Origin of the sequence: Pseudomonas sp. RA_15y_Pfl1_P11 (assembly GCF_963970975.1) — a bacterium.
Lineage (GTDB): Bacteria > Pseudomonadota > Gammaproteobacteria > Pseudomonadales > Pseudomonadaceae > Aquipseudomonas > Aquipseudomonas tritici.
The window spans coordinates 53,576-65,349 of the sequence record NZ_CAXAOY010000016.1 but is presented as its reverse complement, the minus strand read 5'-3'; the positions used below and the strand labels follow the sequence as shown (position 1 = coordinate 65,349).

Here is an 11,774-nt window from a genome sequence, read left to right as displayed (position 1 = left end):
TTGAGGTAAACATGAACAACTGGATCAGCGCCCTCGCCGACCTGCAAAACCAGGGCGAACCCTGCGTCCTGGTGACCATCATCGAAGAGCTCGGCTCCACGCCGCGCAACGCCGGTTCGAAGATGGTAATCAGCGCCGCGCAGACCTTCGACACCATCGGCGGCGGGCACCTGGAATACAAGGCCATGCAGATCGCCCGGGACATGCTCGTAAGTGGCCAGCAGAACACTCATCTGGAACGCTTCAGCCTCGGCGCCAGCCTGGGCCAGTGCTGTGGCGGCGTGACCGTGCTGCTGTTCGAACCCATGGGCCAAGTGCAGGCGCAGATCGCGGTGTTTGGCGCCGGCCATGTTGGCCGCGCGTTGGTGCCATTGCTGGCGAGCCTGCCGTGCCGGGTGCGTTGGATCGATTCGCGCGACCAGGAGTTTCCGGAACATATCCCGCTAGGCGTGCGTAAAATCGTCAGCGAAGAGCCGGTCGACGAAGTCGCCGACTTGCCGGTGGGCAGTTACTGCATCGTCATGACCCACAATCATGCGCTGGACCTGGAACTGACCGCCGCCCTGCTCAAACGCAATGACTTTGCGTATTTCGGCCTGATTGGCTCAAAGACCAAACGGGTCAAATTCGAACACCGCTTGCGTGATCGCGGCTTCGACGCCGCACAGCTGCAACGCATGCGCTGCCCCATGGGCCTCACCGAGGTAAAGGGCAAATTACCGGTGGAGATCGCCGTCTCCATCGCCGGCGAAATCATCGCTACCTATAACGCGAATTTCGGCCAGCACACCGCCAGCGCCGAACCCATTGCCAAACTGCTGCCGGCTTCGCGTCGCAGCCAAGCCCTTTGAATTGAGACGACCATGCCTTTGACTCGCAAAGCCTACCGTGCCGCCATCCTGCACAGCATCGCCGATCCCGCTGAAGTGGGTATCGAAGCTTCCTACGAGTATTTCGAAGACGGCCTGCTGGTGATCGAAAACGGCCAGATCAGCGCGATTGGTCATGCCGGCGATTTGCTGCCGACGTTGCCCGCCGACATCGACATCACCCACTACCAGGACGCGCTGATCACACCCGGCCTGATCGATACACACATCCACCTGCCGCAAACCGGCATGGTCGGCGCGTATGGCGAGCAATTGCTGGATTGGCTGAACACTTACACCTTCCCGTGCGAAAGCCAGTTCGCCGACAAGGCTCACGCCGAAGAAGTCGCTGATATTTTTATCAAGGAGCTGCTGCGAAACGGCACCACCACCGCGCTGGTGTTTGGCAGCGTGCATCCGCAGTCAGTGAACGCATTTTTTGAGGTGGCAGAAAAGCTCGACCTGCGCATGATCGCCGGCAAGGTGATGATGGACCGCAACGCGCCGGACTACCTGACCGATACCGCAGAATCCGGCTACCAGGAGAGCAAGGCGCTGATCGAGCGCTGGCACGGCAAAGGCCGACTGCACTATGCGGTCACGCCGCGCTTTGCGCCGACCAGCACGCCGGAACAATTGGCCTTGGCCGGGCAACTGCTGGGCGAATACCCCGACCTGTACATGCAGACGCACATCAGCGAGAACACGCAGGAAGTCGAGTGGGTAAAAACGCTGTTCCCGGAGCGCAATGGCTACCTGGATGTGTACGACCACTACACATTGCTGGGCGAGCGCTCGGTGTTTGCCCACGGCGTGCACCTGTGCGATGACGAATGCGCGCGACTGGCAGAAACGGGCTCGGCCGTCGCGTTTTGCCCGACCTCGAACCTGTTCCTCGGCAGCGGCTTGTTCAACCTGCCGATGGCTGAGAAGCACAAGTTGAATGTGGGCCTGGGCACGGACGTGGGTGGCGGCACCAGTTTCTCGCTGCTGCAAACCTTGAACGAAGCCTACAAGGTCATGCAATTGCAGGGCGCGCGGTTGAGCCCGTTCAAATCGCTGTACCTGGCGACCCTGGGCGGCGCGCGGGCGCTGCGGCTGGAAGACAAGATCGGCACGTTGCAGCCGGGGACGGATGCGGACTTTTTAGTGCTGGACTACAACGCTACGCCGTTGTTGAGCTATCGCTTGAAGCAGGCGAATAACATTGCCGAGACGTTGTTTGTGTTGATGACACTGGGGGATGATCGGACGGTGATGCAGACGTATGCAGCCGGGCAGTTGGTGCATCAGCGCTAACTTTAAAATCACCGCAAAACAAAGGTGGGAGCAAGCCCGCTCCCACATTTAGAATCCCAGGTGAGCCTGGGAAATTACAGTTTGATCGAAGAGCGCCCTGGCTTCTTGGTCTGCAACAAATGCGAAAACACCGCATGCAAATCATCCGACGCGCTTTCCTCATCGAGGTTGAGCTTGCTGTCGATATGGTCCATGTGGTGCATCATCAAATTCACCGCCAACGCCGCATCCCGCGCTTCGATCGCATCGATCAGCTGAGTGTGTTCATCGTAGGAACAGTGCGAGCGGTTGCCGCTTTCGTACTGGGCGATGATCAATGAGGTCTGCGACACCAGGCTGCGCTGGAAGCTGATCAGCGGCGCGTTCTTCGCCGCTTCGGCCAGCTTGAGGTGGAACTCGCCGGAGAGGCGGATACCCGCACCGCGGTCGCCACGAGAGAAGCTGTCGCGCTCGTCGTTGACCATCTGGCGCAGCTCGGCCAGTTGTTCGGCGGTGGCATGTTGCACCGCCAATTCAGTGATCGCCCGCTCTACCAGACGTCGCGCGAGGAACACCTGGCGCGCTTCCTCGACGCTCGGGCTGGCCACCACAGCACCGCGATTGGGCCGCAGCAGCACCACGCCTTCATGGGCCAGCCGCGACAGGGCGCGGCGAATGATGGTGCGGCTGACGCCGAAGATTTCGCCCAGTGCCTCTTCACTCAATTTAGTACCGGGTGCCAGGCGTTGTTCGAGGATCGCCTCGAAGATATGCGCGTAGACGATATCGTCCTGGGTTCCGCTGCGACCGACCTTGCCGGCTCGCGGTGTTTTCTTGAGAGGTTGCAACTGTTCGTTCATGGGCACTCGGGTTTGGAGAACGGCGGCGAATTAACGGTAATACGTCAACAGCGGGTCGCTGGCAAGTATCACCTAAAAACAGGGCACATTGTACACAACCGGATGCGCCAACACACTGTACGGCTGTTTGCGGCGTCGGCTGTATTGCAATGAGTCGTTACGTTTGAGTTTAGGCTTGAGTCCGTACCGCCAACGGTAAAAAAACAGGTAAAAGGAACACCTCTTCATGAACGACGCCACCCAAGCGCCTTTGCGCCCGCTGGCCGACACGTCTGCGTCGGCCGTCGTCGCCGGCTTCATCGCAATGATGACCGGCTACACCAGTTCCCTGGTGCTGATGTTCCAGGCCGGGCAGGCCGCCGGCTTGACCACGGCGCAGATTTCTTCATGGATCTGGGCGATTTCCATCGGTATGGCGGTGTGCAGCATCGGCCTATCCTTGCGTTATCGCACGCCCATCACCATTGCCTGGTCGACGCCGGGCGCGGCGCTGCTGATCACCAGCCTTGGCGGTGTCAGTTATGGCGAGGCCATCGGCGCCTACATCACCTGCGCCGTGCTGGTGACGATTTGCGGGCTGACCGGCAGCTTTGAAAAACTGGTCAGGCGTATTCCGGCGTCACTCGCGGCCGCCCTGCTGGCGGGGATTCTGTTCAAGATCGGCAGCGAGATCTTCGTTGCCGCGCAGCATCGTACCGGGCTGGTGCTGGGAATGTTCTTCACTTACTTGATCATCAAACGCCTGTCGCCGCGTTACGCGGTGCTGGCCGCGTTGGTGATCGGCACCATATTGTCCGGGTTGATGGGGCTGTTGGACTTCAGCGCTTTTCACCTGGAAGTGGCGACGCCGGTGTGGACCACGCCGCACTTCTCGCTGGCGGCGACCATCAGCATCGGCATTCCACTGTTCGTGGTCGCGATGACCTCGCAGAACATGCCCGGCGTCGCGGTACTCAGGGCCGACGGTTACAACGTGCCTGCCTCGCCCCTGATCACCGCCACCGGCCTGGCCTCCCTGGTGCTGGCGCCGTTCGGCTCCCACGGCATCAATCTGGCAGCGATCAGCGCGGCCATCTGCACCGGGCCGCATGCCCATGAGGATCGTAACAAGCGCTACACGGCAGCGGTGTGGTGTGGGGTGTTCTACGGGATCGCCGGGGTGTTCGGCGCGACCCTCGCGGCCTTGTTCGCGGCCTTGCCCAAGGAACTGGTGCTGTCGATTGCAGCCCTGGCGTTGTTTGGCTCGATCATCAATGGCTTGAGTATCGCCATGAATGAGCCGAAGGAACGGGAAGCGGCGCTGATCACTTTTATGGTCACCGCGTCTGGCTTGACGCTGTTTTCCATCGGTTCGGCGTTCTGGGGAATTGTGGCGGGGGTGTTGACGCTGCTGATTCTGAATTGGAGAAGGGATTAGCTTCAAGCTTCAAGCTTCAAGCTTCAAGCTTCAAGCCACATGAGCTTGCGGCTTGAAGCTTGGAACTTACCGCTTCAATTCTTGGAATTGATCGGCTTTTCCGGATACCACACGTCCAGCAGTGGGCTGACTTCAGCGCTTTTCAGTTCGCTGCGGCCTTTGAGCCAGCTTTCAACAGCTACGCGCTGTTCTTCGTTGACCGAGCCACGCTTCTGCAGGCAAACCAGACCGAAGTCATCGCCGCCGACATAGCCCAGACCATTGGCTTCCATGGCTTCTTTGATGAATGCTTCGAGGAAAGCGTCGGTAGCTTCTTCACTCAGGTCTTCTTTGAAGTCCAGGTTCAGTTCGAAACCCAGCTCTTGAAATTCATCAACGCACAGTTTTTTGCGCAGACGCTGGGAACGGTTAGTCGCCATTGGAACAATCCTCATAAGTAATAACGGGCGGCACTTTAGCAGTTTAAGGCGACGATTGCCCGACTCTCTGGGACAGGCGGCACAATGCCGACAAAAAAAACGCTGAATACCCGCTATCGTTCAGCTACAAGTGAGCCTACGTTGGGGCATAATGCCGACACTTTCATGACCATTGAGGGATTTTTCTTGTTTACCCCTCGCCTTTTTCACCCTCCTCAGCAGTAGGGTTTTACTTCTTATGATCAAATCTTTGCGTTCAGTGTTTTTCGCCGGTCTTATTCTGCCACTGGCCTTTTCCGCCACCGCTGCCCCCGTCAACAACACCCTGCCACCGAATGTTCAGCAGGCCCTTTCAAAAGCCAAACTGCAGAACAATGCGTTGTCCCTGGTAATGATCCCTCTGAACGGCCCGGGTACGCCTACCGTGTTCAATGCCGACGTCTCGGTGAACCCAGCGTCCACCATGAAACTGGTCACCACTTACGCGGCCTTGGAAATGCTCGGTCCCAACCACCAGTGGAAAACCGAGTTCTACACCGACGGCACCCTCAGCGGTGGTGTGTTGCACGGCAACCTGTACCTCAAGGGCGGCGGCGACCCCAAGCTGAACATGGAAAAACTCTGGCTGCTGATGCGCGACCTGCGCGCCAACGGCGTGCAGCAAGTCACCGGTGACCTGGTGCTGGACCGTGGCTTCTTTATCCAACCACAATTGCCCGAGTTCAATGACGATGGCAACGACGAGAACAAACCGTTCCTGGTCAAGCCAGACGCGCTGCTGGTCAACCTGAAGGCGCTACGTTTTGTGACTCGCAATGATTCCGGCCGGGTGCTGGTGTCGGTCGAGCCACCGATTGCCAGTATCCGCATCGACAACCAGGTCAAGGCCTCCAACGCCAAGCAATGCACCGGCGATGTGCGCTACAACCCAGTCACCGCCGCCGATGGCAGCGTGACAGTAACGGTCAGCGGCCAATTGGCCGATGGCTGCAGTTCGCAGACCTATCTGTCGCTGCTGGACCACGCCACCTACGCCGCCGGCGCCGTGCGGGCGATCTGGAAGGAATTGGGCGGCACTATCCAGGGCCGGAATGTCCAGGCGCCTGTGCCCAAGGATGCCAAAGTGCTGGCCCGGGCGTTCTCGCCGGACCTGGCGGAAATCATCCGCGACATCAACAAATACAGTAACAACACCATGGCCCAGCAGTTGTTCCTGAGCCTGGGTGCACAGTTTCGCAACGATGCCGATGGCGACGATGCCAAGGCGGCGCAACGCGTCGTGCGCCAGTGGCTGGCGAAGAAAGGCATCACCGCGCCGCACTTGGTGATGGAGAACGGCTCCGGTCTGTCCCGTGCTGAACGCGTCAGCGCCCGCGAGATGGCGGCGATGCTGCAAGCGGCGTGGAAAAGCCCTTACGCGGCGGAGTACATCAGCTCGATGCCGATTGCGGGCACCGACGGCACCATGCGCAAACGTCTGAAGACCACTGCCATGCGCGGCGAAGCCCACATCAAGACCGGCACCTTGAACACCGTGCGCGCCATCGCCGGGTTCAGCCGCGACAACAACGGCAATACCTGGGCAGTGGTGGCGATTCTCAACGATCCGAAGCCATGGGGCGCGTCGTCGGTGCTGGACCAGGTGCTGCTGGACCTGTATCGCCAGCCTAAATTGGCGGCTGCACCGATACTCTAAAAGGTACTGTAATACCCCTGTGGGAGCGGGCTTGCTCGCGAATGCGTTGGGTCAGTCTAAACATTCGGCGCTGACACTCAGCATTCGAGAGCAAGCCCACATTGGGCCCTGCGGCGGCCTTCAGGTACGCAAGCGCTCCGCCTCGACCCGGTCCCTGCCCGCCTGCTTGGCCACGTACACCGCTGAGTCGGCGCGCAGCAGCAAGCCATCGACACCTTCATCCACCCGCCAACTGGCCACGCCAAAGCTGGCGGTGACAGTGCCGACCGGCTCCATCGGTGCACTGCGCAGTGACTCCCACAACTCTATGGCCAGGCGGTAGGCCTGCTCGCCATCGGTATGGGGGCACAGCACCATGAATTCCTCGCCTCCCAGGCGGCAGAACACATCAGTGCGGCGCAGGCGCTGGCTGATGCGTTTGCACAACGCCTGCAATACCCCATCGCCAACGGCATGCCCATGCCTGTCGTTGATGCGCTTGAAGTGATCGATATCCAGCATGATCACCGACAGTGCCCCCGAGGTGCGGTTAAGCCTCACCATCTCGGCCCTCAGGCGATCTTGAAAATAGCGGCGGTTGTGAATCCCGGTCAGGGAGTCGGTGATAGAAAGCGCGCGCAGTTCCTCTTCCACCCGCTTCAAGTCGGAAATATCCGACACATAGCCATGCCACAACGTGCCGCCTCCCGGTAACTCTTCAGGGGTGGCCTCCCCACGAATCCAACGCAGGCCGCGTTGCGGCAACTGCACCCGGTACTCTTCGCGCCAATGGCTCAACTGCAACGCGGACAAGCGGATTGATGCACGCACCCGTTCCACATCCAGCGGATGGATACGCTCAAAAACCTTCTTGGCGTCTTGCTGCAATACGCCGGGCTCGATTTCATAGAGGTCGTGCATGCCATCACTGGCGTAGATGAATGTCCAGTTGTTCTGGGGCTCCAGGGTGAACTGGAAGATTCCGCCGGGGACATGGGCGCTGAGTTTCTTGAGCAGGCGGTCCCGCGCCGCCAATGCCTCGTAGGCACGCTTTTGTTCGGTAACGTCCAGGTAAATCGCCAGGTGGCCGATCCACAAACCATGGTCGTCCAGCAGCACAGTGGCCAGCATGTTCACGGTCAGCTGGCTGCCGTCTTCGCGGACCAAGGTCCATTCGCGGGCTTCGTGCAGGCTGTCCGGGCCTTCCACCAACATCGCCTGGCTCGCGGGAATACGCTTGCCCAAGGCCACACTCAAACTGGCGGAGCGCGCCTCCAGTTCCACCGCCAGATGCAGGCTTTCCAGGGTGTGTGTGCCCACCACTTGCTCGGCCACGAACCCCAGCATCTGCTCCGCACCGGCGTTGAAGGTGTTGATGACGCCGCGCAGGTCGGTGGCAATGATTGCGACCTGCGTGGCCGCATTGAGCACGCTGCGCAACTGGCCATGGGCCGAGCGCAACTCCTGCTCACGCATACGCAGCTGCACGGTACGTTGCTCCACCAGTTTCAACGCGCGCTGGCGTTGGCTCACCAGTATATAGAGCAAGGCGCTGAGCAACAGGCTGAGCAGGCTCCCCATGGTCAGGATCGCGAACAACGAAGAGTGGTTGGCCTGTTCGAACACCTGACTCGGACGCAGGTTCAGGGCGTAGATGTGGTCGCCCAGCGTCAGGCGGCGCGTGCCGACAGGGTCGCTGATGGCCCCGAACGTGCCGGACTCGAAAAGCACGCGCTTGTGCAAGCCGGAGATGTCGACTACTTGCATCATCAGGTTATCCCGGTCAGGCTTGGGCAAACCGTCGGCCACCAACTGGCGAATGCTGATCACCGCCATCACATAGCCGTAGGGCTCGTTCTGGGATTGTCCGGAGATGGACAAGTGGCTCACCGGCGCGACCAGTAACACGCCGGTGGCATAGGCCGGTTCTACGCCCACCAATTGCATGGGCTGGGACACCGCCAGCTTGCCGGTCTTTTGCGCACGCTCAAGGGCCGAACGCCGCAAGGGCTGGGCCAGCAGATCAAAGCCGAGTGGTGCGCCCCGTAGGCTTTGGCTCTGGCTATACACCACCGGCACGTATTCATCGCGCTCGGTCGCAGGGGCCAGCTCACCCGCCGAATTCAACTCACGGATAACAAAGGGCGCGCCTCCCCGGCCGGACACGTCTTGCTCAAACTGGCTGCGCTGCTCGCGATACACCCGGGGCGCCCAGGAGTATGCGAGGGTGCGCAACAACAAGGGCTGGGCAAAACCGTCGAATTCTTCGCGGGACACATCATCGGAATTGACAAAGAAACGCCGCAGGCTGTCCAGGCGCTGCTCCTGGTCTTCGAAGCGCTCCTGCAGGTGGGTATAGCGTTCATTGACCAGCAATTGAAAGCGCTGGCGCAGTTGCTGCTGATAAAGGTCGGAGGCGGCCCAGGCGACAATCGCCGTCAAGGCAAATCCCGCCAGTAACACCACCAATGCCACCCGCCAAGCCGACGCCTGCTCACTGATAAGGCCTAGGATTTTCGGGCGAACAGCTTGCAACGGCATAAGCAACACTCACAGCGCCAGTGTGCGGGGTGTCACTTTGGCGGGACCTTAAGTTATAGCCATCGACCTTGAGTTTGACCAGCGTAAAAAAGCCGCAAGCCCGGAATAATCCAGGCTTGCGGCTTTTTAGTAGCGGCGATCAGCGAGCAGTGATTTTCCACGCCCGGTGGATCTTCGCATTACGTGCGAAATCCGGGTCGATGGTCTTGTCGCTGATCTCCTCGACCGCGTAGCGTTCGCTGAGGTTGTCCTCCAACGCGAACTTGCGGAAGTTGTTCGAGAAGTACAGCACGCCGCCCGGTGCCAGGCGTGCCATGGCTAGGTCGAGCAACTGCACGTGGTCACGCTGTACGTCGAAGATACCTTCCATGCGTTTGGAGTTGGAGAAGGTCGGCGGGTCGATGAAGATCATGTCGAACTCATCGCGGCAGGCTTCCAGCCACGCCATCACATCACCCTGCTCCAGGCGGTTCTTGTCGGAGAAACCGTTGAGCGAGAAGTTGCGACGCGCCCAGTCCAGGTAGGTCTTGGACAGGTCGACACTGGTGGTGCTGCGCGCGCCGCCCTTGGCCGCGTGCACACTGGCGGTAGCGGTGTAGCAATACAAATTGAGGAAGCGCTTGCCGGCGGCCTCTTTCTGGATGCGCATGCGCATCGGACGGTGGTCGAGAAACAGGCCGGTGTCCAGGTAATCGGTGAGGTTGACCAGCAACTTCACGCCGCCTTCGCTGACTTCGGTGAACTTGCCTTGGGCGCTCTGACGCTCGTACTGCTTGGTGCCGCTCTGACGCTCGCGGCGCTTGACCACCACGCGGCTCTTGTCGATATTCAGGGCCTGGGGAATCGCGGCCAGGGCATCGAACATGCGTGCGGAGGCTTTTTCCGGGTCGATGGACTTCGGCGCGACATATTCCTGCACGTGGACCCAATCGTGATACAGGTCGATGGCCATGGAGTATTCCGGCATGTCGGCGTCGTACACCCGGTAGCAGTCCACGCCTTCGCGCTTGGCCCACTTGCCCAGCAGCTTGAGGTTCTTCTGCAGGCGGTTGGCGAACATCTGCCCGCCTTCGCTCAGGCGCGGCTGCTCAACCACTGGCGCCGGAGCGGGTTTGATCGGGTTGCCGTTCTTGTTGTACTGACGCTCTTGCGGCTCAGCCGGGGCTTGATCGTAAGCGGCTTGCTCACGTTCGGCCTGACGCTGTTCTGGGGTGCGACGCTCACCGGTGACGAACTGGTCCGGGTTGACCTTGATAAGCAACAATTTGCACGGCAGGGCGCCGTTCCAGAACGAGTACTGCTTGTGGCTACGGATACCCATGCGCTTGCCCAGGTCCGGCGCGCCAGTGAATACCGCCGCTTCCCAGCCCATGCACGCTTGGCGCAGACGCTCGCCAAGGTTCTGGTAGAGGTACAACAAGCTGGCTTCGTCACCCAAACGCTCGCCGTACGGCGGGTTGCAGATGACCAGGCCTTTCTGGTTCTGGTCCGGGCGTGGCTCAAAAGTGCCGACTTCGCCCTGGTACACCTTGATCCAGTGGCTGAGGCCGGCACGCTCGATGTTGTTGCGCGCGGGCTGGATCAGGCGCGGATCGGCTTCGTAGCCACGAATCCACAGCGGTGGCTTGTTCATGCCGATGGCCGCACGTTCGGTGGCCTCGGTGTGCAGTTTTTTCCACAGCGCCGGGACGTGACCCAGCCAGGTGGTGAAACCCCACAGCTCGCGGTTCAGGTTGGGCGCCATATCGGCAGCGATCATCGCGCCCTCCACCAGGAAGGTACCCACGCCGCACATTGGGTCGCTCAGCGCGCCGCCTTCAGCAGCAATGCGCGGCCAGCCGGCACGAATCAGGATCGCGGCCGCCAGGTTTTCTTTCAGGGGTGCCGCGCCCTGCTGCAGACGGTAGCCACGCTGGTGCAGGCTGTGGCCGGAAAGGTCGAGGGACAGGATCGCTTCGCCGCGGTCCAGGCGCAGGTGGATGCGCAAGTCCGGGTTGATCTTGTCGATAGACGGGCGTTCGCCGGTCGGGGTGCGCAGCTTGTCGACAATCGCATCCTTGACCTTCAGCGCGCCGAAGTGGGTGTTATCGATGCCCGAGCCGTGGCCACTGAATTCGACCGCCAGGGAGCCATCGGAGACCATGTGCTCGGCCCACTCGATATCCAGCACACCGTGGTAGAGGTCTTCGGCGTCCTTCATCGGGAAGCGCTTAAGCACCAGCAGTACGCGGTTGGCCAAGCGTGACCAGAGACACAGACGGTAGGCGGTTTCCATGTCGGCCATGCCGCGCACGGCCGAGGTGTGCTCGCGGGCTTCCTCAAGGCCAAGCCCGACGGCTTCCTCGATCAGCAGGCCTTCGAGGCCTTTGGGGCAGGTGAGGAAGAGTTCAAAACGGTCCGACATGGGGCATTCCAGGCTTTTCAGCAATAAATGAACGGGCGACGCATCGCCAGCTCGGTTTTCAATCAAGCACTTTTCTTGAAGAGTGCCCGCGTGGCACGAATGTGCCGTCCCACCCCGTCTGTCTGGCCCTTGGGCCCTGATTGACGAGGCAGAGAGAACTGTTTAACAACAAAACGCGTAATAGAAAGAAATATTCCGCCCTTTCGTCGAATAATAACCGACCGCAACGGACGGGCATTCTCACTAAAGGATTAAACCCATCCTCTTTGCAGGGCACATCATAGCTGGGTTTGCCGGATAAATGGGGCAAA

Annotated in this window: 8 protein-coding genes; 4 read left to right on the top strand and 4 right to left on the bottom strand. The window is 60.2% G+C overall.

What is annotated here, in order from left to right; translation table 11 throughout:
* Positions 1-11 precede the first annotated feature (11 nt).
* On the top strand, positions 12-851 hold the full coding sequence (gene xdhC, locus AACY44_RS19700; protein WP_339418780.1) for a xanthine dehydrogenase accessory protein XdhC: 840 nt from the start codon (positions 12-14) through the stop codon (positions 849-851).
* A gap of 12 nt (positions 852-863) precedes the next feature.
* Complete coding sequence (gene guaD / locus AACY44_RS19695) at positions 864-2,168, top strand: guanine deaminase (protein ID WP_339418782.1); 1,305 nt, start codon at positions 864-866, stop codon at positions 2,166-2,168.
* Between the two features lie 74 nt (positions 2,169-2,242).
* On the opposite strand, the gene AACY44_RS19690 is transcribed toward guaD, so the two are convergent.
* Positions 2,243-3,007 (bottom strand): GntR family transcriptional regulator, encoded by a 765-nt coding sequence (locus AACY44_RS19690; protein WP_339418784.1) that lies wholly within the window; start codon positions 3,005-3,007, stop codon positions 2,243-2,245.
* A 226-nt stretch (positions 3,008-3,233) separates the two neighbouring features.
* On the opposite strand from AACY44_RS19690, the gene AACY44_RS19685 reads away from it, so the two are divergent.
* A complete protein-coding gene (locus AACY44_RS19685; RefSeq protein ID WP_339418786.1) occupies positions 3,234-4,424 on the top strand; it encodes a benzoate/H(+) symporter BenE family transporter in 1,191 nt (396 codons plus the stop codon).
* A 74-nt stretch (positions 4,425-4,498) separates the two neighbouring features.
* On the opposite strand, the gene AACY44_RS19680 is transcribed toward AACY44_RS19685, so the two are convergent.
* The gene (locus AACY44_RS19680; protein WP_339418787.1) at positions 4,499-4,843 is read right to left on the bottom strand and encodes a YggL family protein; all 345 of its coding nucleotides are present in this window, start codon (positions 4,841-4,843) and stop codon (positions 4,499-4,501) included.
* A 238-nt stretch (positions 4,844-5,081) separates the two neighbouring features.
* On the opposite strand from AACY44_RS19680, the gene dacB reads away from it, so the two are divergent.
* Positions 5,082-6,539 (top strand): D-alanyl-D-alanine carboxypeptidase/D-alanyl-D-alanine endopeptidase, encoded by a 1,458-nt coding sequence (dacB, locus tag AACY44_RS19675; protein WP_339418788.1) that lies wholly within the window; start codon positions 5,082-5,084, stop codon positions 6,537-6,539.
* Positions 6,540-6,659: 120 nt separating this feature from the next.
* Here dacB and AACY44_RS19670 read toward each other — a convergent pair whose 3' ends face one another.
* Positions 6,660-9,059, bottom strand: a complete 2,400-nt coding sequence (locus AACY44_RS19670) for a sensor domain-containing diguanylate cyclase (RefSeq protein WP_339418790.1) — start codon at positions 9,057-9,059, stop codon at positions 6,660-6,662.
* 139 nt (positions 9,060-9,198) lie between these two features.
* Positions 9,199-11,463 (bottom strand): bifunctional 23S rRNA (guanine(2069)-N(7))-methyltransferase RlmK/23S rRNA (guanine(2445)-N(2))-methyltransferase RlmL, encoded by a 2,265-nt coding sequence (gene rlmKL, locus AACY44_RS19665; protein WP_339530907.1) that lies wholly within the window; start codon positions 11,461-11,463, stop codon positions 9,199-9,201.
* Between the last annotated feature and the right edge of the window lie 311 nt (positions 11,464-11,774).